Here is a 26,678-nt window from a genome sequence, read left to right as displayed (position 1 = left end):
GAGACAAACCATTACGATTGTCTCCAAACGTTTAGTTATACACAGAATTCTAAAATGTTTGCGCACAACCGATATGAGATCATACTCGGGTTCAGTGGCTTTCTTTCTGGTTGACGTGGTCCTTTGACATAGACTTACGACAAACTTCAAATTTGATACAATACAGAAGAAAGGTGGGTTTAATGAGAGAATATCGAATAAGTGGAGTGACCTTTTCGGGTGTTAAAGTGGATGAAGCTGTTAATGCATACTCGTTACCTTCCGCGCTACGCGTAATCCTTCTCAAGTACAACGAAAGACTAAAGAAACCCTACACTATTTTTCTCATAAGCACAATTGAAGATATTTCACAGTTGCCCGATAGCAGGCCGTTACGTCCGATTGATCCGCTCTTGTCTGATGATAATGTCATTAGGATTGGTGCCCTGCTAAAAGCGAACCTTTTCGTGACGGAAGAGGATAAATCGCGCTTTATAGGTTATTTCCATCCAATGGTACGCAGAGCAGTATCTTGGCTATGGACGGATGCTTCCATTGCAACTCATGAGGATAAAGAGCAGGAAATGTACTCAGCCATAATCGCAGAATTTTTGCCGTCGTTCTCTCCAGAGCTTGGAAGGTTAAGGAGGTACATTAAGCTCTGCGTTCAACGTAGATTGATTCGTGATTGGAACCAGGAAAAGTACATTAATGCCGGGAAAACAACAGCACGGCCTAAACATGAACTCTTGGAGGAATATAACCGCCAGCTTCAGGCGCGTGATATACCGTTAACCGATGAGGGAGAGCGACAAAAGCTAATAAACGCTTGTATCCGAATTATTCAGGAAGGTACTGAGTTGACCATGAACAATCGTCGCGGATTGTTTGAGTGGGTCGTTCGCACGGGCCTACATCGGGAATTAATAAGATACAAGAAGCAGGTCGAGGCGTTGGACCTGGTGTACGGTACAACTTCAATGACTGAAATCGAGGCTGCAATTACATTGGGAGTATCTCAGCAAACGTTAAACAAGAACAAATGCCGTGGTGAGGCCAGCCTCTTTAAATATATAAAAAAATTTTTTGTAGATAATTAAAACGTCTGTAATTTGGATCTTAAACTCGGGAACCATTCCCTGTACAGGTTTTAATCTGCATTGTATGATAGTTATATAATATTAATAAATTTAAAGTGACATCTATTTTTCAATCCATCTAACCGCTATTTGTTATTTATACCCCACATGTAATTTTCATTTTTTTAATATGGACGTTTTTTGTAGCGAGTCCTGTGTTATGTGCAAGCAGCAAGTAGCTTTATCTTTTCAGATCTCCTTATGTGACTTCAGGTCCCAATGCGCAGTTGTTATTAGCTGCCGCATTGGGGCCTTTTTTTGTTCCCCCAAAATTTCGTTAAAAATCAGCCAAGAATTCATAACAATATATTAAAGGACTAGGCCCAGAAGGATTGACGAAGACAGTAGCTCGCTCTTTCTTGTTTCCCTATTTTTCATTAAAGATCAGCCAAAAACTCAGATCAATACATTTAAAGGATTAGGCCCAAGTGGCTTGCCGGTAAAGGCAACCCACTTGGGCCTTTTTTTGTTTTCTCCGCAACATCTGCGGTCGAGCGCTGGACTTCCAGCGCTTTTTTTATTTCTTCCAAAGGAGCGATGTAAATGAAGACAAGCACTGACTGGACAGGCATCCCGGGTTCGAAGTATCCTCTTCTTATGGCACTTCGACCCACGAACATGCGAAATAAAAACCAGCGAATCTACCGGGATGCTCAGGGTTACTACTACCATAAGGACGCTTTGCATAGCGAGGTAGAGGTCTATGATACCCGGGGCAAACATCTCGGTGTCAAGACTCCCGAAGGTGACTGGCATCCGAAAAAAGGTCAGGACAAGCGGAAAACCCTTAAGGGAATCATTTAATCTCCTCAAAGCCAGCCGGCAGTAGAATCTGCCGGTTTGCTTTATTCGGTGTTCTATTCGATTTTTATGAAGAGTAGGTTCCAGCAGATTTCCTTATGCCTCAAAGGAAATCTCGCATAATGCGTCGAAATCTATCTGTAGAATTGAGTCGAGTATAAGTTGGTCTTGTCATATTTTCTTGGCTGAATTGAATATCTGGAACTTTAGAATCCAATCCAAGGAGTGCAAAGTATATCGCTAATCAGAAAAACCTTAATAAATAGGAATCGAGTAAATAGTTTTCTAAAGCTGAATACAGATGAAATTCTTGTGAAGGATTTTGATCTTCACGGTAAATGCGTTAGTTTCTATTTACTTGCAGGAAATTGTCATGCAATAAAAGATCCCTCAAGACAATGTTCATTGTTTCTTCAAGGTCTTAATGATCTTTGGGATCATAAAGAAGAAGATAAATCAAATCCGAGGCATTGCCCTTATATTAATCAGTTAATGTTGGAGCAACCTGAGCGAATGTTCCCAATATACTTTTACAAATACAAATGTGGGCATTACGGTACAGGTTAAGGTCAACACAGGAATTGTATCTCTGGAACATTAGGCAAAGTATTGCCCAAAATTCTTTTTGGTTTTGAAAGGCATATAAATTGCGGAGCATGTAATGAACCAGACCACTATACTCTAAAGAGTTTTTAATAAGGATTACTACACCCCCAAATTGATGATGAGAGGAATGTTATTGTGTTAGAGTCAATAAATATATTGAAAGAAAAAATATATCATCATAAAACCAAGTCGTATTTTAACGAAGTCATTAGTTCAATCGAACATCGAAATTATAGATCAGCAGTTGTTATGCTCTATTCGGTTGTAATTTGTGATTTAATATTTAAGCTAATGGATTTAAGGGATATCCATAACGATGACAAGGCTAGAAAAATACTGGAAGACCTAAATGCAGAGAAGGAAGATACACCAGTTTCACCGGCATGGGAAAGTAATTTAATTGAAAAATCATTTAAGGAAGCTAAGCTTTTGGAGAATGACGTTTATACTCACATTGTAACCTTGAAGAGTTATCGAAATTTATCGGCGCACCCTGTTTTGAGTTCGATAGATATTCTATATGAACCTAATCTTGAACTAGCGGTGTCGCTCACTACTAATATGCTTGAGGGATTACTGACCAAGATTCCCATATTATCGAAAAATGTATTTAGCCCTTTCATGGAAGAGATAGAACGAATAAAAAATGAGTTTGCAAATTCAGAAAGGCTTGAATCTTATATCCACTCTAAATACTTGCAGCATTTTAATAAGGAATTGACCGAATATATCTTTAAGAATTTATGGAAAATTGTATTTAGGAATAATGGCGATAAAGAAAGAAAAAATCGAGATATTAATTACCAGGTACTCATAATCATTTATCAAAACAACGAGGGCATCTTATTTCCGTACATAAAGAACGAGAGTACGTATTTCAGCGAATTTTTGGACAATAGCCTTACAATTAATAAGTTCGTAGATTTCTTAACTCTATACCCGAATGTATACCCTTTATTAAGCGATCACGTGGCGGAACTATTAAGAAACCGAATCCGGGATAACTACAAATTACTCATTAAAGCTCATTTTCTATCAGGATCATTTGAAGAGCATCTCAATATGCTCGAAGAAAAATTATGGGAGCAAAGTTATTATTACCATAATCAACCTTACGTTCACAATTACGAACTACAATCAAATGAGGTTAAATTTCTATATCAATTGTCTGAAAAAAATCAATGCGTAACACAATTTTACGATACCATGATTAGTTACTACGTTCACAGTGGTCAATATAGTTCGGCTGAACACGCATTTGATAATTGTATCGAACCTTATTACAAAAACTTTACTGGAGATCACTTCAAGGATCTACTAAGTGAAGCAAATTATAACGAGCAGTGTTACCAAAGAAGGTATGCTGGTTCTCAACATAATCGTTTGTTAGAGGAAGCGAAAAAACATTTAGGGGATGATTTTGATTTTAAGAAAGAATACCCTAATTTATTTTAGTAATGCTTTTGGGAGGATAAATGGAGGAACTTAAGAGGGATAAAAGATAATTCTATGAAGCTATCTTGCACACGGAGGACTTACCTTCCCCATACAATAATTTTCCACTTGGATGCTGCCAAGATGCATTGTGGATATTGCATAGATATTTATATGAAAATGGCTGTATCACTTTGAAGCTAGTTGGCGCTGAATACCACGGTGATAATGGAGAAATCATGAGCCATGCATGGCTTGAATTTGACGGAACGATTGTAGATATCACATACTCTCAATTCAATGAAGTCGATGATATTATAATCATAAAAGAGCGGGATTTACATCAAAAGTTCATTGAGAATTACAGGTATAGAAAGCCATACTGGGAGAAATATACGGATGATCATACATCGATTATGCTCGACTCTTTCTATAATAAGGTTATTAAAAATTTGAACATTAGTGGGATGAAATAATGAGTAAAGACCTGATTGAGAGGCTAAGACCACTTGGTGAAGGATTTGACAAAGAGCCATTCGCTGAGTAAAAGTTGTGCGTTGGATCGGAACTTCTAAATTTCCCCGAGTGTGCCTTGGAAAATTGGATATATAGACATTATTCTCAAATTAATGATTATTCGTTCCTTGGGTTTGAAAAGATGGTCTTTAACGATGAGCTTTGGTCAAAAGAAGATATCTTCGATAATATCAAGTCATACTACCCAAATTTGATTGACTCCTTGGGGTATCAGATTTATGAACGACATGATAGAACATGGTTGCAGAAATACATTCTAGAACATAGGACATGGAATGTGCCTATTATTGTGTACCAAAACAACTCTCATCCGGACATGGGTAAACCTATCATTTGATAGAAGGTCATCTTCGTCTAAACTATTTTAGGACGATATACCGTAAGGAGAAAGAGACACTGAAGGATACACATAGGCTTTGGGTGGTCATAATACCGTAGATAAGGATTATTGATACTATTGAAATGAAGGAACGTGAGAATTCTATGGGAGATGATTCAAAAGGCAGTAATATGAAGCAGAAAGAAAGGTTAACTTCTCTGCTTAATCTAAATAAAAATGAAATAAATTATGATTCAAATTTCGACATGTACCTAAAGAGAATTCGAACTATCAGGAAAACCCTTGCTCTAAGTGATAGTACTCAAATCGAATTAATACTGAAATGGTTACACACAAAAGAAATGACGTTGAAATCACTCACTGCAAAGAATAGGGCTAAAGATGATTTTGAGGCAGATTTGAACGAAGTGTTAAAGTTACAGGAAGCTTACTATGAGGCAGAAATATATCCTAATGTTTACGAAGATGCATGTAAAAGCTGTCGTAGCCTCTCTGATGTAGACATTCGATTAAATGAGAACAGATACAGATATTCAATTCCATTGATGGCTGAATCATCACATCTATTTGACATGGATATTGTCTTGAATTCTATGGAAGAGAAGAAAAATGAGCTCAACCATTACATTGATAAAACACTTAGACTAATTTTTGTTCACTATTTCGAAGATCCCATTGAAATACTAAATGTTGAGTACTTTGAGGAAATTGTACTGGAGGCTATCAATAAATACAATCAAGTTAAAGAAAATAAGAAAGATTCTGATACTCAGCAACAACAGAACCCATATTTAAGGTTTTATCATTTTATGAGAACAGCTTACGTTAATAATTATTATGAACTTCAGTTACCTGGTAAAAGTTACTTTACAGAATGCAAAACTGATAAGGTCACTGTAGATGTGAAGAGTGTTTATGGGCTAAAAGACGTAGCAGTTGTACTTGCAAAATTACTCGCGGGCAATAATGATCCCTCTTCAAAAGAAATAAAGAAGAGCTATGAAAGGCTAAAAAAGTGTTTTCAAGAATACACTCCCATTCAGAGGTACAAAGATAATAAAGATAATTATGCGTTTTCCGAAGTAGTAACTCCACTTTCGCATTATTTGTTTTTACGTAAAAAGAGTAATCAGACCTTGAAAGAACCAAGATATTTAGCTGCTAGTAATTTAATTTTGTATAGGATACAGCCGATTTTGCAATCACTATTAAATGGTGAGGAAGATAGGCTAAAGACTGCATTCAAATATATCGATTTCGTAAAGACTGAATTTAAAGACATAGTAGAATCAGTTGATCATCGGTATCAAGTCACGATGTTGGATTTTTGGTTTGAAACTATCGTAAATATTTACTACAGAACAATGGGACTCAAAAGTGAGTCAGTCTATTTTCGATATCCATCGGGGAATATTCAAGATTAAAACTTTCCACGAAAAATTTCATTTTCCTCAGTACAATTGAGTTATCAAAACTGAGGAGTGATTAATATGACAAATCGTCTTAAAGGAAGAATCGTGAATATCGAAAAAACTGTTCACCAAGTAACTCACTTACTCACTGGAATCAAAAAGAAAGACCAGCCGAAATACCGCCATCTTCCGGGATCAAATGGCACTGTAGTAACTGGTTCCGAATACTTTGGAACCACAATTGATGTAAAGATATTTGTGTATGATTATAAAGAATGTGTTGAATTTGACATCAGAGATTATGTTCTCAGGGTAAACGACAAGAAGAAAATCTCATCCAAACTGCTGGACTACATCATCAGCGTTAATGAGGGTGAAAAAGTAGTTGTTGAAGAAGCGGAAGATGGTTGTCGTTTCGATTTTACTCAATTGGATGTAATACCTCCAAAGAGAAAATCAAAAACAAAAAAATAATTTTAGAGCAGTACTGAACTTATTTGCTGAGGTCGGTATTATTTTCCGCCAAAACCTCTCGGATTTCGTTAAGTTTGGAACTCAGCGTATCAGTTCCCGAGACAGGCGGATAAGAAAACGGCAGTATAGGACTCGTTTACCGAGTTCCTATACTGCCGTTTTGTATTTCAGTCGAAAATATCGCGGTGCTTTTGAGAACTTCTCGTAGGGAGGAGCAAAAGTTCATTTTCGGATATAAACTAAGAGATTTAACACGATAGGTGTATACAAAATCGAATGAAGTAGCAGCTTAAAAAATATAAGATGAAAGGCAGCATGAGCCGTAAAGGGGATAATGCTTGTAACGAATCGTTCCACAGCGTGCTGAAGAAAGAACTCGTATACTTGGTGAAGTTCAAGACCCGCAAAGAAGCAAGAGAACGGATTTTTGAGTATATTGCGTGTTTCTACAATGGAAAGCGAATCCATTCCTCCATTGGCTATTTTACTCCCAATCAGTGCGAACGTATGTACCGACCTGCTGCGTAATTCTCTCGATTCTATGTGTCCAATCTATTGACAGTAGTTCAGTTCTCACAAAAGGTCAATCCGCATATCGAATGATCATCGAGAAGCGAAACGAAAAGGGGGTTAAGCAATCCTTTTACGGATTAACCGATGAAAAAGGAAACGCGGTTCTCCCTTGCACCTGCGTTCATTTTGAACTATTGGAGAATGGTCAAATCAATGTTAAATCCAGAAGGCTTCATTGGACTATTTGATTTATCTGGTAATGTGGTCGCTCCCTTCTCTTGGGGTATCGAGCTGTAAGTGGTTTATCCGAAAGGTTGCGTGCATGGTAGCAAACGGGGTATTGACTGATTCTCGCTTATGGTGTTAAAATGACACCATAAGCGAGAATGACTTTTGATAAGAGGTGTATAAGATGGATGAAAAAACTCGACTGAATTTGTCTCTCTCCCAAGACATCGATGATGCACTGACTAACCTTGCTGACAAGACGAAGATGAGTAAGAATTCGTTAATCAATCATGCCCTGTCAAAGCTACTTGTTGATTTCAAGGTAATTGACTTACACAAAGAAACAAATGAAAAGACGGAGATTTTGAAAAGTACCGAATATTGCGACCTGTTAAAGCAAGGTCGATTGGTTGATGGTGAAACAGTCAGCACTATTGAGCGGATAACTGTAAAGGCGAGCGGCGAGGATGAAATTAGGTTCGCTTACTATAAGAAAAACAAAAATGATAACGAGAGGTTGATTCTTCGTCCACTTGATATCAATGAGAATGAACTTCTGATGCTGTTTGCTGATGCGATAAGTAAGAATGTGTTCACTCCAGACTTTCAACGTAAGTTAAAAGCGATCTTGTAACCAATGGAGCTGCCTGTTTGACGTTAAAGTTATTTATCTGAAGGGGAGACTCATATGCCGAAGATTTTTATAAGTCATGCTGTAAAAGATGCCGATGTGGTCGTTCAACCTTTTATTGATTTACTTGTTATGGGGTTAAAGGTTGATCGAGAAGAAATATATTACACTTCGGGTGGAGATATTCCAACCGGTGTTAACTTCCCTGAGCATATTAAAACCAATATTAACTCAGCAGAATTGGTTATTATGATGTTGACTGATAACTATATGGACAGTGATTTTTGCCTGAATGAAATGGGAGCAGCATGGGCGAATAATCAAAATATTTACCCGATTGTAATACCACCAGCGTCATATAAGTTATTAGACCGATCTGCTCTGCGCGGGGTTACGAACGTCTTGACGGTAAACGAGAATGATCTTCTCAAGTTAAGAGATGAAATGGAAACTAAAGGTTTAACAGGTAAGATCCGTTCGGGCGAATATAACTTGAGGTGTAAGCAATTTTTGGACTCTATAAAGAAATACATGAAACAGCGTCAAAAAGAAGGGCCACTTACAGTTCCAGTAGGGGTATTCACTAAGCTTCAGGATCAGTTGAAGGAACTTGAAACCGAACTAGAAGAGAAAATCAATGAGTGTGATGAAAAGGAAAGCTTGATTGAAGAGTTGAAGAAACTAAAAGATCAAACTTCGGTCAAGCAGGTTCTTAGGTCGCACAATACTGATGAATGGGACGAATTGCAAGAATTTATCGATGATGCCAAGTCATCCCTAGACCAATTAGATTCAATGATGGTGAGCCTGATTTTCCACTACAGGTATTTCTCACACAACTTCAAACCAGAGCCAATTGACGGCTGGAGTGCAATACATAAATTAGCGGCAAGAAAATTTATAGATCAAGATGAAAATAAGATTACGATAAATGATGCTCATCCGTTGGTAAGAAAAGCGGACAAAGCATTGGATTTATTGAGCGATGCACTCGAAGGTATGTCACCGGAGGTAACCGAACAGTTTGAGGAGGAATACGGATTAGAACCGGATCTTTCCAATATTGACGTCTGGCAAAAGGTTCTGAGGATCAGGGGTATGGAATTGTCTTATTGAATTGGATTACAAAGCAGAGAAGCCGCTAATAGCTAGCGGCTTTTTATGCTTTAGTCTTTGACTCCCTAAAGCAATCGTTATGAGACTTTTTTACTAGATAAAAGAAAGGTTTATCTGGTTATTTATCGAAATATTTCATCAATTGGAACATAAGAACTGGTACCATGGATTTAACCCTAGAGGAAGATTATGAGAACGGTCAAGGTGTATAGAAATCAAATGCATTAGGAGTGTTGTTCAATAATGTTGTTCACGCCAGAGTATATTAAAAATTGCCTGAAAAGTTTGAACGAAACGTGGTTTCCAAATGAGTTGGCTATTCTCTATAGCAATTCTAGAACTGAGTTGAATATCCGAGATAAGTTTAACCTTCACTTCGCCAAAACCCTCAAAGACAATGAAGACTACTTTATTCAACGAGAGTGGGAAAAGAGACGGGATTTAGCAATAATTCGATACCATAATAGGCAAACAAATCCTGTCGCAATATTTGAGTTCAAGGCGCGACATGCATGGTTCATTGCCAGTACCGAGCGTGGGAAAAGGAATGGCGAAAGTGGCTATGAAAAGACGTTCTACGGAGATTCAGGAGTGAAGAATGGTGTACTGCAGGATATCTATAAACAGACTGCTTATTCAGAGAAGATCCCTTGTTTTAATATTCTGATTGGAGTAAATCCTTTGAACAGGATTCCAAGAAAGTATGAAGTATATAGCGAAGATTGCAAGGAGATCAAGGGAATTAATGACTCTTTTGATAAGTTCGGTAGTGCGGCTAAGATTAAGGAACTGTGCCACTCTAATGTTAAGAGATTTTGTGACGAGCAAGAACATAGTTTCTTTGCAATAGAGTACAACATTGGTCAGGCACTCGATATTGAGTGGGAAATGCTCTTATGGGGCATTTATCGAGGCTTTGATACATGAGGGGGTCAGTAGGCAATTCGTACGGTTTGACGCGAGAAGTTTTTTTTAATATACACTGCGCGGCGGCAGCCTACGGCTGCCTATTATTTATCGAATTTTTAGAAGCTCTCCGTGCATAAATATACAATAATCATCATGTTAGATTTATCTCCAAAAAGGACTGAATAATATGCATGATCTTTGCATATTTGCAAAGTGACCTTTTTTGCATTATTTATGAAAAATCCTTTAGTAGGATAAAATGTGGAGAACAAAATTCTCATTTTTGTTGACACAATCACTTACGAAAGATCAAAGAATTTAGGCCTATAATTCTCACCTATTATGCAACATCACACCTCTCTCTCTCACTCTGTGAGTTGTAAATAATTTTGTCGTCGATTTGAACTTAATTTGTCGTTGAGTTTGAACATAAATGTCGTTGGCCCGAGCCTTGATGGTCGGGCTTTAGTTCTAATATATGGTAATTTACATAATGGCAAAGGGCAGACAGTTACTGCCCTTTTTTGTATTTACCGCTTGACTTGGTGTTAACACCAAGTTGTAACATGAGCGATGTAATGTTCAAAAGCGTAATGATGCACGTCATTCCGCTCAAAAAGAGAAGGATAGGTGAGAAGAAATGACCGTACAATTGAGGAAGGTAGCTTTGATTACGGGAGGCAACAGAGGGCTTGGATTTGAAACGGCCCGCCAATTGGGGAGTCTAGGGTATACGGTTCTGCTAGGAGCGAGAAACAAAGAGAAAGGGGCAGAAGCGGCAGCAAAACAGCAAGCCCAAGAAAATGATGCACATTGTATCGAACTGGATGTGACCGATCAAGCCACCATTGACGCAGCAGCTCAGAAAATCTCAATGGAGTATGGAAAACTGGATGTGCTTATTAACAACGCAGGAATTGGTGATATTCATAAATTTACGGATCTGAGCGTAGCAGATTTAAAGAGATCATTCGACACGAACTTTTTTTGCGCGTTCTCGGTCAGTCAAGCTATGCTCCCCCTCATTGAAAAATCGGATGCCCCGCGAATTGTCAATATTTCAAGCTCCATAGGATCTATAACGCTGCATAGCGACCCGGCTAGTGGCGTATATCCTTTAAAGGCATTGGCCTATAGTAGTTCCAAAACTGCACTGAACCAGCTTACCACTCATCTTGCTTTTACTTTGAAAGATACCCCTGCTAAAGTAAATTCTATTTGCCCTGGTTTTGTTGCTACCGATTTCAATAACGGATACGGCGATCTGACACCGGAACAAGGTTCACGAATCATTGTCCGTTATGCTACACTTACGGAAGAAGGTCCCACGGGAGGCTACTTCAATGAGCAAGGCGTAATTCCTTGGTGACTTTACTTCATGAAGATAGGAAGGTCTTAGGATGGGCAGTGCCGCCGCTTTTTCAATCAAGGAAATCTCAAAAATGACCGGATTGACAGAGGATGCACTCCGCTATTACGAGAAGATCGGACTGCTTCCCCGGGCGAAAAGAAGAGAGAATGGCCGACGAGTGTATAACAAGGAAGACATGCAGTTAATGGAGCTTATTATTTGTCTGAAGAAGATGGGGGTTTCTCTTAAAGATATAAAAGAGTTTGCATCTCTCTCCTACAAGGAAGACATCCTGTCTGCACCCGAAGTGTATGATAAAGTTCAATCGTATAGAAGGAAGCTCCAAGACCAAATCGATCATTTGCAGAAAATTTTAGGCGTGCTAGATTACAAAATTGCGAATAAGAAAAGCCTGCTGAAGGATTCGTAACATTAAATTCCGTAGATTGCTTGGAATGGCGCTGTAAATAGCATATGCAATGACAGAACACTGTGAAAGCGACTACCGGTGTTCTGTATTTTTTTATGGGAACCAGTATTCGGCATGGTTCTTTACATTAACAGCGGCCAATAATTCTTGACTGTCCAGTCTAGGCAGCACCGAGCGGATCGCCATTCCGGCAGCTGCCCTTTTTCAATGAAGTAATTGGTAGTTTAGCGTATCAAGGTTCAATGCCTAAAACTAAGTCTTTCTTGAAGAGAGACATACTTTGAGATAGTCTATTATAAGAAAATGCAGAGAGGATAGTGGACGAAGATATGAAAACAATCGCTGTATACTGTGGATCAGGCACTGGAAATGACCCTATTTATATGAATGAAGCAAAGAAATTAGGGGAAGTTTTGGTAGCGCATGGATTGGATCTTGTATACGGAGGAGCAACAGTCGGTTGTATGGGTGCTGTTGCCGATGCGGTCATAGAGTCTGGTGGTAAGGTCATCGGAGTAATACCAAAAAAACTGGCTAATGTGGAAATTGCTCACGAACATCTAACAGAACTTCATATCGTTGAAACTATGCATGAAAGAAAAGCTTTAATGGCAGAGCGTGCTGATGGATTTATCGCACTCCCTGGTGGGACCGGCACGTTAGAAGAATGGTTTGAAGTCTTTACATGGGCTCAGCTAGGATATCATAATAAACCATGTGCGTTACTAAATATCAATCAATACTACACGCCGATGTTATCGCTTTTTGATCATATGATTGAACAAGGGTTTGTAAAAGATCCGTATAAAAATTTAATTGTAATTGACGATGATTCAACAAACTTAATCGAGAAGCTAAAGAACTATAAAGCGGAATATATACATAAATGGTAGCTCATTTCAGCTATTGGAGAACATTAGCTCAACAAAAAGATGCGGAAGGAGTTAACCATGTCACAATAACGTAAGATTATTTCTACCATAACCATATTCTATATAATTTTGCTTCTTTATTTTTATTTTTCGCTTTCGGTAGAGTAGGTGGTGGTGTCGCAGAGCGCTACACCTTTATTTTTGGGCATGGTTTTCAGCGAGTGGGCGAGTTGACTTGAAGCCTCCTCGCACCGGCAAACAGCCTACCATGCCCACCACTCCAAATAAAGCCGCTTTTAGCGTACTTGGACGCGTTCGGGGTAATACACGGTCAGTTGAAGCAGGATTTGGCCCCAGTTCTGAACCCGTCCTGTTCATTTTCTCAGTACGTCCATCGTGGAGAGGTATAGCATTTTCAGCAGCGATTCGTCTGTCGGGAAGATGCTTTTGCCCTTCGTCACTATACGCAGTTGCCGATGGTAGCTCTCAATCATGTTGGTGGTGTAGATGAGCTTGCGCAATTCCGGCGGGTATTTAAAAAAGGTGGTCAATTCATCCCAGTTTTGCCGCCAGGAGCGCACAATGAGTGGATATTTTTCTCCCCATGTCTCCTCGAAGCGATCCATTTCGAGCTGGGCTGCTTCTTCGGTTGCCGCTTTGTAGATCGGCTTGAGATCTGCTGTTACTTTCTTTACATCCTTGTAAGAAACATAGCGGATGGAGTTGCGAATTTGGTGAATAATACACTTTTGAATCTCGGTCTGCGGGTAGCAAGCTGAAATCGAGAGAGCGATCTTTATAACACTTCTGTTGAAATGACCGATTGGACCTCCATTCAAATCCTTGAGTGGATCCGGGAGCTTAGTACTGGTTTCATGAAATGGTTTCATAGATGGCAGGAATGGTATAGTGAAAATAAAATTGATAAAGCTCTAAAATATATTAAACTTCATTATGAACATGAGTGTAGCTTGACGGATGTGGCGTCCTATGTTGGCAGTAATTTAACAAGAAGCAGTGATTGAGGCTTTGTTTGCGCTGGTGCAGTTATTGTGCTGGCGGGTTGTACATGAAGCTCACCTAAGCGAATCATGTAGTTTACTATATCTTTAAATTAGCCCAAAAAACTTATAGATTAATCTATAAGTTTTTAAGGGTTCTTTTTTTTGACATGATTATAATAGGCATAAATATAGCATAAGGAGTGACATCATTTGACAACGAAATTAAAAAGAAAGCATGTAACCTTGGCATTGGTACTGCCCCTACTATTAAGCTCTCTGAATGGAAGCTTTGCAGGTGCGGCAGCATTGCCAACTACAGTAACTCCGCAGTCAGCGCCGTCTTGGGGGTATTTTGTAGATAATTATCAAAATAATATTACAGCTAATAACATGGTAAGCTCTAATCCCGCCATTGGGACGCTATCTAAGTTTCTGGATCTTTGGACGCCTGGAGACAAAGTAACCGATTCGGTGTATTACTGGAAAAATGGCACCAAGGTGAACCCCGGTGTGCTGGATGCTAATATGCAGTATGTGGCAAATATTGCAGCTACCCGCACTGCTGATCAAGAAACAGCGGCATACTTAGATGATCGAAGAAATCAAACCTACTCAGTAACGGAAGGTCTGGGATCACTCACCGATGTCTATCGTTCCAAATCGGGAACATACACAACGATTCAGGATGTTGCGGCTGATGCCACAACGAAAAAATACGACGACGGCAACAGTTCCAATGCTGCAGGAAATGTGAACTCTGAGCTTGGCAAGATGGTAACTCTGATCGGAACGGTCCGAGGCAACTATGCATCAGGCAATCCATCCAAAAACTTCTATCAGTATCCTCGACCATGGCGTCAGCTTGGCGAAAATGTTCTTATACCTACCTTGATACCGGCAAAAAGCAGCACTCCGGCCTCGGACGGCGGTTTTCCAAGCGGTCATACGAATGCTGCGTATCTTGCTGCTTTCTCGTTGGCTTATGCTGTACCCGAAAGGTTCCAAGAGCTCTTGACCCGAGCCTCGGAACTTGGAAATAACCGGATTGTAACCGGGATGCACTCCCCGCTGGATGTGATGGGCGGACGTGTCTTGGCAACGGCCATGGCGGCCGCTACTTTGAATGATCCGGCTAATGCCGCGATCAAACAGGCTGCTTATGACAATGCTCATGCGAATTTGCTAACCCAAACCGGTACAGCGGAAGATCGTTTCAGTGATTATGTAAAGAACAAAAAAGAGTATACGGGGCGTCTGACCTACGGATTTAACCAGATCAATGCAACTATGAACCCAATGGTAGTTCCTAAGGGAGCGGAAGTTCTGCTGGAAACACGGTTGCCTTATCTCGACAACACGCAGCGCCGGTGGGTTTTGGCCACGACGGGTATTCCATCAGGCTATCCACTGCTTGATGATACGGAAGGATGGGGAAGGCTTAATCTCTTTGCAGCCGCTGATGGTTATGGCGCATTTGTGGGAGACGTTACGGTAACCATGGATGCCTACAAAGGCGGTTTTCATGCCTTGGATCGCTGGCGGAACGATATTTCCGGCACAGGAAAGCTGACTAAAGGGGGAACGGGCACATTAAAGCTGCAGGGTGACAACACTTATTCTGGAGGTACGCAGATAACAGACGGTATACTAGATGGTGATTCCAATACGGCTTTCGGAACCGGAGATGTTGCGGTCACCGGGGGAGCCATGATTGAGAATGTTGCTGGAACGATGACCATCGGTGCAAGTTACACGCAATCTGCTGAAGGTGCGCTTGAACTTAATCTTGGAAGTAATAATGATTTGCTCGAAATAAAGGGCGACGTAAGTCTCAATGGGAAATTGCGTCTGAACTTTACAAATAACTATGTACCTGACAACGGCATCGTCACGATCATCACACATGGTAAGGATCGGCGAAATGGACAATTTTCATCTGTGGAGACAACAGGTTTGCCTAGCGGTTACACGGTGAAAGTGATTTATGATACTGACAGTATCCGGGTAAAAGTCACTAATGACACAGCGCCTCCAAGCTGGCCTGAAAAAGGAGGCTTAACAAGCTCGAACGTGGGCCAAACGAGTCTTACCTTGAACTGGCCAGCGGCTACGGACGAATCGGGGGTCGCCGGCTACAGCGTATATCGTGACGCATTGCTGATTGGAACGGTACCAGGTACCACATACTCGTATACTCTGACAGATTTGATTGGAAGCACCAGTTATTCTTTCTCGGTAGTAGCGTATGATCTTGAGGGCAACCAAAGCAGCCCGCTCAACGCATCATTTAGCACGGATGGACGTCGTAGATCATCAGGCGGCGGATCAACCGGCAGTTCTGCAAGCAATTCGGGCGAAACTGTGAGCAATAACACGGATCCTGCAGGAACTTCATCTCTCGGCACGACACCTGCCGTACCGCCAACGTCAACTAAACCAGGTGCCCCAACAGCTTCTACCGGGATTTCCGCAGGATCTCCATCAAAATTATTTAGCGATGTTGATGGAACTTATTCTTGGGCCGTTGAAGCTATTGATACTTTGGCTTCTAAAGGTATCATACAAGGAACTTCGGACAAAATGTTTGCTCCTGATAAGAGAATTTCTCGTGCGGATGTGGTGTTGCTTCTTGTTCGGGCTTTGGACCTGAAGTCGGAATTTACATCAAACTTTAGCGATGTGGCAAAAGAGGATTACTACTACGAAGCGCTTGGCACTGCGAAGCAGCTAGGCCTTGTCAACGGTTTGGAAGGTACCACTTTCGGGCCTAAACAGGATGTTACCCGGGAAGATCTGATGCTGCTCTGCGCCAGAGCATTCATGCTTGCTGGCCATGATGTTCAAGCGAACACTGCTGACCTTTCCCAATTCACCGATCACACTCAGATCTCACCATATGCGGCGGAAGGCGTAGCATTCTTAGTCAAGAAAGGTATTGTAGAAGGAAACGGCCATGAAATCAATCCAAGTGGAGCGGCCACCAGGGCTGAAACGGCAGTTATGATTTATCGAATGGTAAATATGAAATAAGCAGTCAAAAGCTCGCCTTTCATTTTCCTCATGGTTGCATACATCGTTCGAAAATATGTTTCATAAATCTTTAGATATAGATTTTGTGTAATCCGAGATATGCCGAACAATTGACAAACAACCATTCCTACGATGTTAACATCATGGAATGGTTGTTTGTGTTTATATTGATTTTTTTACTAAAATTGGAGCAGCGATGAGCACAATCATTTTGCTCCAAAATCAATTAAAGCAACATGTCCCGTTCGACAGTTGATGTAATATGCAAAAACATATTGACATGTTACATGGATTTGAATAATATGGTAACATGCAAAACTGTTTTATCATATTACATGCAAAGGAGTTACCTTTTATGAGAAATGAATCGGGGATCGTACAAACCTCACTTGGCTCACTTCAAGGCATTCGATGGAAAGATATCGTTCAGTTTCGTGGTGTTCCCTATGCCGAAGCACCCGAGGGGGAGCCTCGCTTTTCTCGGGCACGCCCTGTATCCGCTTGGACGGGAATTCGAGATGCAAGTAATCACGGCTTTATTGCTCCACAACCTCCTTCTCCATTACGCCATACTATCGGAGATTCTACTGAACTGCCGCAGGGAGAAGATTGTTTATCGCTCACGATTTCAACACCTGCCATCGATAAGGAAAAACGCCCTGTTGTTGTCTGGTTGCATGGCGGGCATTATATGACTGGCGCTGGGTCGCTGGATTGGTACGATGGAGCGGAACTTTCCAAGGCTGGAAACATCGTTACCGTAGGAGTCAATTACCGACTCGGTGCTTTTGGATTCTTGTATTACCCTGAGGTTAGCGATGGGAAAATGGGGATTTACGATATCCTGACTGCATTAAAATGGGTTCAAAATCATATTGCGTGTTTTGGCGGAGATCCTGATCAGGTCACGGTTATGGGACAATCATCTGGAGCCCATGTAATTATGTGCCTTTTGGCAATGCAAGAGGCCCGCGGGCTTTTCCATAGAGCAATTCTTCAAAGCGCACCTGCAGGCCTTACGCCTTTATCGGAAGCAAAAGCATGGGAACATACCAACCGGCTGCTGGAGATCTTGAATGTGGATCAAAGGAATTCAAAAGACATAATTACTCAGTTGAACACCATGTCGCCGATACCAATCTTACAGGCAACAGGAAAGATAGCCCAGGAGATTGCACGATTTGGTCAAGTGGTTCTTCCTTTTATGCCTGTCTTCGATTCTCTTTCTACTACGGATCGATTTATTGAGATGGCTGCAAAAGGTGCTGGCGAAGCGGGTATTGATCTTATTATTGGTACCAACAGAGAGGAGGCGAGTGCACTTTTTGGGAGCATAAAGGCCCTTGATCCAGCTTTGGTGAACGAGCATTTTTTGGCCTTGACCGGGAAGGAAGACGCAATTGAGCAATATCGTTGGCGGCGACCTGGTCATACCCATATCGATCTACTTACTGACTTGGTTACTGAATATACGATCCGGTTTCCCTCTTTGCGGTTAGCAGAAGCAGCTCAGAAATCCGGTTCCCGTACTTGGGTTTATCAGTTTGATTGGGCGCCGCAGGGTTCTCCTTTTAAAGCCTGCCACGGCATAGAGGTACCGTTTGTATTCGGAAATTTTGAAGCTTGTAGGGAAGCACCGATATTGCAAGGGGCTAATCCAGAGGTTGTTGCAGATTTATCAGCTGCTATACGCAGGGCTTGGCTGGGGTTTATACGAACTGGCAATCCCGGCGTCTCCATCCCATGGCCATCTTATGAGCCGAATCAGAGACAAACCATGCGGTATGCTACGGTTATTGGTGCTGTAGGTGACTTAGCTGGGATAAATCATTTTCAAAAAGAGAGCGAGTGAGGAAATGGAATTCGTGAATAAAGATATTCGTATATTGCACCATATTCCTTTCGAATAGGAGAGATGATCCTATATGACTAATTTATCTACCGGTTCACCGGTTCATTCCGCATTGCTGCGCAACAGAGTATTGCAGGTTATTTTGACATCAGCCTTGTTCCTGCAGATCGGCATCTGGGTACGAAATATTGCCATCCTTCTTTATGTCACCGAACAAACGAACAAAGATCCGTTCGCAATCTCGATGATTTCTATCGCGGAGTTCGCGCCGATCTTCCTGTTTTCCTTCATCGGGGGCACCTTCGCCGACCGCTGGCTCCCAAAACGGACGATGGTGGGCAGCGATTTGCTCAGTGCGCTGTCCGTGTTCATCGTCCTGCTCGGCATGTCGTTCGGCGGCTGGCAAATGGTGTTTCTGGCAACGCTCGTTTCTTCGATCTTGTCGCAATTTTCCCAACCTGCGGGCATGAAGCTGTTCAAGCTGTACGTACCCGAGGAGCTTATGCAAGCGGGTATGTCGCTGTATCAGACGCTTTTCGCCATATTTATGATTTTGGGGCCGGGGCTCGGTACGTTCATCTTTCAACAGTGCGGCATCCGCATCTCTATTGGCATCGTCGGCATTGCGTTCTTCTTATCCGCCGCTTCCTTGATGCTGCTGCCCGCGGACCGGCATATCGAAGTCGAGAAAAAGGATAGCTCCATCTTCCGTGAAATGAAGCTTGGTTTCCGTTACGTGCTGGCGAGCAGCACACTCAAAATACTTGGTTGGTGCTTCGTCCTGGCGGGCTTGGCGCTCGGCCTTATCCAGCCGCTTGCCATTTTCCTTGTGACGGAACGTCTAGCGCTTCCGAAAGAGTATTTGCAATGGCTGTTGGTGGCAAATGGCATTGCGATGATGATTGGCGGCGGGGCTACGATGGCCGTTTCTAAAAAGCTGCCGCCCCAGCATTTGCTTTCGCTTGGTATAGCCATAAGCGCCGTCGGGATTTTCCTCTCCGGGCTATCTACCCAGCTTTGGCTCACGATCGCAGCGAATTTTATTAACGGGCTCGCTTATCCCGCCATTCATATCGGATTCGGCACCCTCATCCTGAAAAACGCCGAGGAAGCATTCGTTGGCCGGGTAAACGGCTTTCTGACGCCGTTGTTCACGGGTGCCATGGTGCTGACGATGGGCATATCCGGCTGGGTGAAGGCTTCTGTCACGCTCTTTGGAATGTATTCGGCAGCAGCTGTTCTTTTAGTTGTTGCTGTGGTCATCATGATCCCGCTTCTGAAAGAAGCGAAGCAATCGCAAACGGCCTGATCGGGCCGTTTTTTTGCGTCCCTGCTTTCTCTTATTGGTGTAACATGTTAAAATCTTATTGCATGTGATAGTTACAGATAAACAGGAGAGGCCGGTACAATGAATTTTACATATTACGAATCATTATCCATATATCTTGGCGTGGACCTCATCAATACGCTATGCCCTGTCAAAGGAACCGATAACTTGTCGACGCCACAAGAATTAAAGCAATTTCTTGTTGATAGCGAGAAGCGAATCCAGGATTTGGTCTCGGAGAAGAATGGAGGCTTTGATTGGGATGCCGCTATCGCAATACATCGGGAAACCGTTCAATCGTGGCCTGTGAGTACGGAGGATGTCAAGATCGTCCGATCGCTCAGAAAATCTTTGCGCACGGTGTTCGAGCTGGCAAGAGAACGGAAGGCACAGGAAGCAGCTGCGCTTTTGAATGAGCAACTGCGAATGAGCGGGGCGACGCCAAGAATAAGCTGGCTGCATGGACCTTACCATTTGCATTTTGAATCGGTGGAGGACGGGTGCGCTCATTGGTTGGCGACGACAACTACAATGGGGCTCTCTTTTGTATTGATAGAGTTTGGAACGGAGAGATTTGGAATTTGTGCTTCTACTTCCTGTCAGAAGGTCTTTATCGATACATCCAAAAACAAATCAAAGCTTTACTGCTCCGAGGCATGTGCTCATCGTGAAAGCGTGGCGGCCTTCCGCAAACGCAAACGCTCCAATAGTTGAACAAACGACCCGACTGCCCTACAAGAGAGCGCTGCGGGTATCTGCTGGGAATATTACAATCCAATCAAATTTGCAACAACAAAAAAGGAGCCAAGCGGGTTTGCGGGCTCCTTCCCCTGGTTAATCATGGAATACCGCAGACTTCTCCTCTTTGTGAACGTGTAATTAAAAATGTCGCTGCCGTTAGCTTGAATATAAATGTCGCTTGCCCGTGCCTTGATGGTACGGGCTTTTTTTAACATTTACGCCTCTATACCGTACAAGGTTTATTTTAGGGGTATACCCCTATAGGTATTCATACCCGCTTATTGTATGCTTTGTGTGTAGAACAAATATCATACTCAACCATCCAAAGGAGGTTGTTTTTATGGATACCGCAAACAAAACGACGATTGCCATTGTCGGAGCAGGATCGGCCGGCATTTCGATTGCTTCCCGATTGATCCGTAAAGCACCACATCTGAAAGATCACATCATTATAGTAGACCCGTCGGACAAGCACTATTACCAACCATTGTGGACGCTTGTCGGGGGCGGGGCTGCTCGGCTGGAAGACTCTGTAAGGAATCAATCGAGCTTGATTCCGGAAGGCGTCAAGTGGATTCGCGATGAAGTCACTGCCCTATTGCCTGATGAGAACAAGCTCTTGACTGGCAGCAGCGGAGCGATCACATACGATTATTTGGTCGTTACCGCTGGCATCCAAATTTACTGGGATCAAATTCCGGGCTTGAAGGAAGCTATCGGCAAAAACGGAGTATGCAGCAACTATTCCGTTCAATACGTGCAAAGCACCTGGGACAATATCCGCAATTTTAAAGGCGGAACGGCCCTTTTCACGCAGCCTTCCACACAGGTCAAGTGCGGCGGTGCTCCGCAAAAAATTATGTACCTGGCTGACGATTATTTCAGACAGTCGGGTGTTCGCGATAAGAGCCGTATCTTGTTTGCTTCCGGACTGCCCAACATATTTGCCGTGAAACGGTATGCCGACACGCTGAATAAAGTGGTGGAAAGAAAGAATATCGACACGATGTATCGTGTGGAATTGGTTGCCATCGACGGAGAAAACAAAAAAGCGACATTCAAGCAATTGGACACGCAGGAAACATCCACGCTCGATTACGACATGATTCATGTCACACCGCCAATGGGACCGTATCGGTTCATTGCCGAAAGCGCGATTGCGGATGCGGGCGGTTGGGTCGACGTAGATAAGTATACGCTTCAGCACAATAAATATCCGAACGTGTTCGGCGCTGGGGATTGCACCAATCTGCCTACATCGAAAACGGGCGCGGCGGTACGCAAGCAGGCGCCGACTGTTGCGGACAATTTGCTTGCGCTTATGGACGGGAAGAGGATGAATGCCCATTATGACGGGTACACCTCCTGCCCGCTCGTTACCGGCTACAACAAGCTGGTGCTTGCGGAATTCGACTATGATAAAAATCCTGCGGAGTCGTTTCCTTTGGATCAGTCACAGGAGCGAACCAGCATGTATTTAATGAAGAAACATTTGCTGCCGGTGATGTATTGGAACGGAATGCTGCGCGGACTCATGTAATGGAGGAAAGGAGGGAGTCTTTATGATCAGCCCTACAACCGACTCGCAAATAAAAATGGTGCTGGAAAATCCCGAGCACGGCGAGGCGCTGCTCTACTTGCTTCAAAAGCTGCCTGAACTTGCCGCTGGAGTTCAATTTATGGAAGAGAAGGCTGCCTTTGTGCACAATGTGCTGAGCGACAAACACTCGCTCTTCAGCATGGCTTCCGAAACAGAAGCCAAGCTGAAGAGCTTTCATCTTACCGGAGAGCATGTGGATTCGCTTGTTGCTTTGATGCAAAAGCTGCCTGCGCTGCTCGAAATGCTGGAAAAGGCGGAGCAGTGGGTCCAATTTGCGGCGCAGGTCGCGACGGATAAAGAATCGGTTGGCTATTTGGCCAAAGGACTCGAGGAGCTTCCGCTCGTTCAGGCGGGGGCGGACATTTTGAAGGAGACTAATGAAAAATTTCACTCCGAAACGGACTACGGGTCAATATCATTGGTGCGTTTGTACAAATTGTTGAAAAATCCGGTGCTCATCCGCGGCTTCCGCTATGTGGAAACACTGCTGGAGGTCATTGGAAAGCATAAAAAGTCGTAATAGGTGAACGTAAATCATTTTCAGAAAAGGACAGGTGAAGCGTAATGTTTTTCAGATCGTTTTTTGACGAGAATCTTGCTCATATGTCTTACTTGGTCGGCTGCCAAAGAACCGGGGAGGCGATTGTCATCGACCCGGCCCGTAATGTGGAGCCTTATTTGAGAACGGCTAAGAAGGAAGGACTGACGATTACAGCGGCGACGGAGACGCACATTCATGCCGACTTCGTCTCCGGAGCCAGGCAGCTTGCGAAGGAATGCGGAGCTGTGCTCTACTTGTCGGATGAAGGGGACGAAAATTGGAAATACCTATATTTGAACGATGTGCAGCATGTGCTCGTTAAAGATGGCAGCACATTCAAGATCGGCAATGTGGAGTTTCAGGTGATTCATACGCCAGGGCATACGCCGGAGAGCATTTCCTTCCTGCTAACTGATCTCGGCGGCGGCTCTGTGGAGCCAATGGGCATATTCTCCGGAGACTTCGTTTTTGTTGGCGACATTGGAAGACCGGATTTGCTGGAGAAAGCGGCGGGTATCGTCGGTACCTCCGATATTGGAGCAAGACAAATGTTCCGTTCGTTGAAAAAGTTTAAGGCCCTTCCCGATTTCCTTCAGGTATGGCCGGCGCATGGTGCAGGCAGCGCCTGCGGCAAGGCACTTGGCGCCGTACCAGCATCGACAGTCGGCTACGAGAAGCGGAACAATTGGGCGCTGCAAATTGAAGACGAAGAACAGTTCGTCAAGACACTGCTGACGGGGCAGCCGGAACCGCCGAAATATTTTGCTATGATGAAGCATCTGAACAAAGTAGGACCCGCGTACGCGGCATCGGAGCGTATTCCGGTGATTGCCGGTGCAGACCAATTAAAAGAGCTTCCAGCCGATACCGTTCTTATCGATACGCGGCCGTCCGCCGACTATGCCAAAGCGCATTTCAGCGGATCGATCAACATTCCGTTTAATAAATCGTTTACGAACTGGGCGGGGTGGCTCGTCAAATACGATCAGGATATCGTTCTGATCGCCCAAGGGGAACAGTTGGACGATATCCGTAAAGCGCTCGCTTCGATCGGTCTGGATCGCGTTGTCGGCTTGATTGAGCCTTCGACCGCGCTGGCGACCCCGCAATCGGTCGAAAAGTACGAAGAGATCGATGTTCATCAGTTGCAGCAGCTGCTTGGCGACGAGAGCTATTATTTGGTGGACGTGCGCAACCAAGCCGAGTGGGATGAGGGCAGAATACAAGGTGCGAACCACTTCATGCTCGGAACGCTGCCAGACCGCATGCAACAGCTGCCGCAGGGCATGACCTATGTGATGCAGTGTCGAAGCGGGGCGCGCTCGGCGATTGCCGCCAGTTTGCTCCAAGCGGGCGGATTCAAGAACGTTCTGAATGTTAAGGGAGGCTATTTGGAGTGGACAAGAGCTGGACTCCCCGTCGTTAAATAAGCTTTCCGCTCTACGGTTTACTTTACAAAATATTCCCGGTTTGCGGGGACTGACTCGGTTGAGCTTGAACCTGGTCAGTCCTTCTGTTATTCATAGGGATGGGGGGCTGCTATGAAGCTGATTAAACAAGAATTGATGGACAATATTTTTCTTTCCATTCAGGACGGCATCATCATTATGGACCAGCATCGGGAAATTGTCGAGATGAATCCGGCGGCCCTCCGGCTGACAGGGTGGAGACTCACGCAGAAGGTGCCCTATTGCTCATATTGCCAGCAGCGAGAGGTGGCTGCCAATGAGGAGCGATGCTATCTGATTTCCAAGGAAGAGGTGCCGTTTTTTTTATCAGAAATGCCTACCTACCATGGAGAACTGATTGATGTGGAAATGAGCACAGCGCTTATTTTGGAGGAAGAGGAAAGCGACAAGAAGTATTATCTGCTCATGCTAAAGGACTTGACCGCTAGAAAACAGGAAGAGGAAGCGCGTATTTCCAAATTGATGCTAAAGCAGCTGATCGAGGCGAAAGAAACGGAGCATCAGCGTCTGGCGAAGGAACTGCATGACGGCGTTGGACAGTCGCTTTACAGCATCTCGATTGCGTTGGATGCGATCATACGAAGAATTCATGACGAACGGCTGTACACATACATTGAAGAAGTCCGCAAAGAGCTCGGTAAGGTGATAGAGGACGTGAAAGCCTACTCGCGGCAGCTGCGTCCGCAAAGTCTGGACAGCCTCGGGCTTGTGCCCGCAATCGAGCAGTTGGTCAATTCGATTCAAAGCATTATGCCCGGCACCCGGTTTACTGTCGTTTCTGATCTACAGGGACGGCTGCCTTCTATTGTCGAAATCAATGTGTATCGCGTCATTCAGGAGGCGCTGCATAATATGATGAAATATTCGAACGCCCAGCATGTGCTTGTCCAGTTCAGAACGAAGGCTGACTTTTTGCACATCTGCGTGTCCGACGACGGTGTCGGGTTTTCTTTGGATCAAAAAAAAGAGGGGATGGGGTTAAGGCACATGGCGGAGCGCATTTCCCAACTCGGAGGCACGATGGAAATTCGTTCGCAGATCGATCATGGCACGGCAATCGAAATGATGGTACCGCTCCCGTCCGGAGCCGAAGCATGAAGGCGAAGCTATTGATTGTCGATGACCACGAGCTTATACGTAAAGGGTTCCGTTTGCTGCTGGAAGGGCTGCCGGATTTGGAAATCACGGCGGAGGCGCGCGACGGCTCTGAGGCGGTCTTGCTGGCCGCGAGGCATCAGCCCGACGTTGTTCTGATGGATTTGTCCATGCCCGACGGGCTAGATGGTTTTGTCGCATCGCAGAAAATAATGATGGAACAAAAATCAGTCAAAATTATCGTGCTAACGATGCATGATGAAGAAGTTTATGTAAAAAGAGCGCTTCAGCTTCACATTCATGGGTATTTGCTTAAAAACAGCCAAGCCGGCGAGGTGTACGAGGCGATCCGGGCGGTGCTGCGCGGAGAGCGATATTACCGGACGCGCATTCCTGAGGAACAGCTGTCCCGCATCATGAAGGGCGAAGAGACGGAGTCAGTGTTGACGCTGCGAGAGCAGGAAATCGTCCGATTGACAGCGCTCGGCTTCACGAATGTGCAAATCGCCGGGCAACTGACGATCAGTCCGAAAACGGTCGAAAATCATAAGGCCAATATTATGCAGAAGCTGCATTTGAAGGACAAGCATGATTTGATTAAATACGCGATAAAAAACAAGTTCATAGAGTTGTTATAAACTCGCCGAAGCGGTAGCGGCCGGCTCATCGGCTTCGGCGTTGTTTAAATGGTCCTAAATTGCAAGCCATTTTTGATGAGTTAACGTTTGTTGGAAATCACTTTATCAAGGAACTTATCTGCGTCACTATTAAATTTCCAAACGACACCGAATTTATCAACCAGCATTCCAAAGCAGGAAGACCAAGGCATTTCCGATAACGGCATAATAACATAACCACCTGCAGACAAATTAGAAAAATAATTTTCCAATGTCTGCATATCATCCATAACAATACTAATCAGTATATTGTTGCCTTTAACCAACTCGCCCGTTACACTTTTCATCGAAGGCAGAATATCCGACATCATGATTTTTCCGCCCGCGAATTCGATTGAAGATTCCATGATCATATGTAATTCATTTTCTGGCAATGGATAGTTTGGGTCTTGCGGAAAATCGCCAAATCTTACTTTTTTTACCTCATTTGCCTGTAAAGCCTCCGAATAAAATTCAATTGCTTGTTCTGCGATTCCATCAAAATTTAAATATGCAATAGCTGCCATAAAATCATGCCTCCTTCTTGTGATAGATGAAGTATAATAGATAAGCGGTGACATATGTATGTCA

General features: G+C 43.4%; 21 protein-coding genes and 2 pseudogenes. 21 read left to right on the top strand and 2 right to left on the bottom strand.

All coding sequences use genetic code 11. From position 1 onward, the window contains the following. Positions 1-182: 182 nt before the first annotated feature. The 12 genes and pseudogenes from CF651_RS07040 (at position 183) to CF651_RS06975 (ending at position 12,793) form a co-directional block, all read left to right on the top strand. A complete protein-coding gene (locus tag CF651_RS07040; protein WP_068773778.1) occupies positions 183-1,079 on the top strand; it encodes a hypothetical protein in 897 nt (298 codons plus the stop codon). Between the two features lie 582 nt (positions 1,080-1,661). Then, on the top strand, positions 1,662-1,922 hold the full coding sequence (locus CF651_RS07035) for a colicin E3/pyocin S6 family cytotoxin (protein WP_068773779.1): 261 nt from the start codon (positions 1,662-1,664) through the stop codon (positions 1,920-1,922). 738 nt (positions 1,923-2,660) lie between these two features. Further along, complete coding sequence (locus CF651_RS07030) at positions 2,661-3,980, top strand: hypothetical protein (protein WP_094014161.1); 1,320 nt, start codon at positions 2,661-2,663, stop codon at positions 3,978-3,980. Positions 3,981-4,979: 999 nt separating this feature from the next. After that, a complete protein-coding gene (locus tag CF651_RS07015; protein WP_094014158.1) occupies positions 4,980-6,260 on the top strand; it encodes a hypothetical protein in 1,281 nt (426 codons plus the stop codon). 66 nt (positions 6,261-6,326) lie between these two features. After that, positions 6,327-6,722, top strand: a complete 396-nt coding sequence (locus CF651_RS07010) for a hypothetical protein (RefSeq protein ID WP_094014157.1) — start codon at positions 6,327-6,329, stop codon at positions 6,720-6,722. A gap of 288 nt (positions 6,723-7,010) precedes the next feature. After that, positions 7,011-7,250 (top strand): annotated as a pseudogene (locus CF651_RS07005) (IS3 family transposase); the annotation flags it as partial. Positions 7,251-7,647: 397 nt separating this feature from the next. Beyond that, the gene (locus CF651_RS07000) at positions 7,648-8,097 is read left to right on the top strand and encodes a hypothetical protein (RefSeq protein ID WP_094014155.1); all 450 of its coding nucleotides are present in this window, start codon (positions 7,648-7,650) and stop codon (positions 8,095-8,097) included. Positions 8,098-8,151: 54 nt separating this feature from the next. After that, positions 8,152-9,210, top strand: a complete 1,059-nt coding sequence (locus tag CF651_RS06995) for a toll/interleukin-1 receptor domain-containing protein (RefSeq protein WP_094014154.1) — start codon at positions 8,152-8,154, stop codon at positions 9,208-9,210. Positions 9,211-9,453: 243 nt separating this feature from the next. After that, entirely contained in the window at positions 9,454-10,137 is a 684-nt protein-coding gene (locus CF651_RS06990) for a hypothetical protein (protein WP_094014153.1), read from the top strand. Between the two features lie 622 nt (positions 10,138-10,759). Beyond that, a complete protein-coding gene (locus CF651_RS06985; RefSeq protein ID WP_094014152.1) occupies positions 10,760-11,488 on the top strand; it encodes an SDR family oxidoreductase in 729 nt (242 codons plus the stop codon). A 31-nt stretch (positions 11,489-11,519) separates the two neighbouring features. After that, positions 11,520-11,900: a MerR family transcriptional regulator gene (locus CF651_RS06980; protein WP_094014151.1), complete on the top strand. Its 381-nt coding sequence runs from the start codon at positions 11,520-11,522 to the stop codon at positions 11,898-11,900. Positions 11,901-12,229: 329 nt separating this feature from the next. After that, complete coding sequence (locus tag CF651_RS06975) at positions 12,230-12,793, top strand: LOG family protein (RefSeq protein WP_094014150.1); 564 nt, start codon at positions 12,230-12,232, stop codon at positions 12,791-12,793. Between the two features lie 275 nt (positions 12,794-13,068). On the opposite strand, the pseudogene CF651_RS06970 reads toward CF651_RS06975, so the two are convergent. Then, a pseudogene (locus tag CF651_RS06970) lies at positions 13,069-13,539 on the bottom strand (IS256 family transposase); the annotation flags it as partial. Positions 13,540-13,986: 447 nt separating this feature from the next. Here CF651_RS06970 and CF651_RS06965 point away from each other — a divergent pair. The 9 genes from CF651_RS06965 (at position 13,987) to CF651_RS06920 (ending at position 26,069) form a co-directional block, all read left to right on the top strand. Then, positions 13,987-16,806: an S-layer homology domain-containing protein gene (locus CF651_RS06965; RefSeq protein WP_094014149.1), complete on the top strand. Its 2,820-nt coding sequence runs from the start codon at positions 13,987-13,989 to the stop codon at positions 16,804-16,806. A gap of 355 nt (positions 16,807-17,161) precedes the next feature. Next, on the top strand, positions 17,162-18,658 hold the full coding sequence (locus CF651_RS06960) for a carboxylesterase/lipase family protein (RefSeq protein ID WP_094014148.1): 1,497 nt from the start codon (positions 17,162-17,164) through the stop codon (positions 18,656-18,658). 73 nt (positions 18,659-18,731) lie between these two features. Beyond that, on the top strand, positions 18,732-19,967 hold the full coding sequence (locus tag CF651_RS06955; protein ID WP_094014147.1) for an MFS transporter: 1,236 nt from the start codon (positions 18,732-18,734) through the stop codon (positions 19,965-19,967). Positions 19,968-20,066: 99 nt separating this feature from the next. Beyond that, complete coding sequence (locus CF651_RS06950; RefSeq protein WP_094014146.1) at positions 20,067-20,699, top strand: CGNR zinc finger domain-containing protein; 633 nt, start codon at positions 20,067-20,069, stop codon at positions 20,697-20,699. Between the two features lie 367 nt (positions 20,700-21,066). Further along, positions 21,067-22,266 (top strand): NAD(P)/FAD-dependent oxidoreductase, encoded by a 1,200-nt coding sequence (locus CF651_RS06940; protein WP_094014144.1) that lies wholly within the window; start codon positions 21,067-21,069, stop codon positions 22,264-22,266. A gap of 22 nt (positions 22,267-22,288) precedes the next feature. Further along, positions 22,289-22,846 carry a hypothetical protein gene (locus CF651_RS06935; protein WP_094014143.1) on the top strand — a complete coding sequence of 186 codons (558 nt, stop codon included), beginning with the start codon at positions 22,289-22,291 and terminating at the stop codon, positions 22,844-22,846. 44 nt (positions 22,847-22,890) lie between these two features. Further along, entirely contained in the window at positions 22,891-24,297 is a 1,407-nt protein-coding gene (locus CF651_RS06930) for an MBL fold metallo-hydrolase (protein WP_094014142.1), read from the top strand. A 111-nt stretch (positions 24,298-24,408) separates the two neighbouring features. Further along, positions 24,409-25,434, top strand: coding sequence for a PAS domain-containing sensor histidine kinase (locus CF651_RS06925; protein WP_094014141.1), 1,026 nt, complete (start codon positions 24,409-24,411; stop codon positions 25,432-25,434). After that, on the top strand, positions 25,431-26,069 hold the full coding sequence (locus CF651_RS06920) for a response regulator (protein WP_094014140.1): 639 nt from the start codon (positions 25,431-25,433) through the stop codon (positions 26,067-26,069). Before CF651_RS06925 ends, CF651_RS06920 begins: the two co-directional genes overlap by 4 nt. An 80-nt stretch (positions 26,070-26,149) precedes the next feature. Here the strand turns inward: CF651_RS06920 and CF651_RS06915 are convergent, their stop codons facing one another. Beyond that, positions 26,150-26,614 carry a VOC family protein gene (locus tag CF651_RS06915; RefSeq protein WP_094014139.1) on the bottom strand — a complete coding sequence of 155 codons (465 nt, stop codon included), beginning with the start codon at positions 26,612-26,614 and terminating at the stop codon, positions 26,150-26,152. Positions 26,615-26,678 lie beyond the last annotated feature (64 nt).

The organism is Paenibacillus rigui (genome assembly GCF_002234615.1).
In the GTDB taxonomy this organism is placed as follows: Bacteria; Bacillota; Bacilli; order Paenibacillales; family NBRC-103111; genus Paenibacillus_S; species Paenibacillus_S rigui.
Note: the sequence above shows the minus strand (reverse complement) of the source record. Positions and strands in the feature narration are given on the sequence as shown.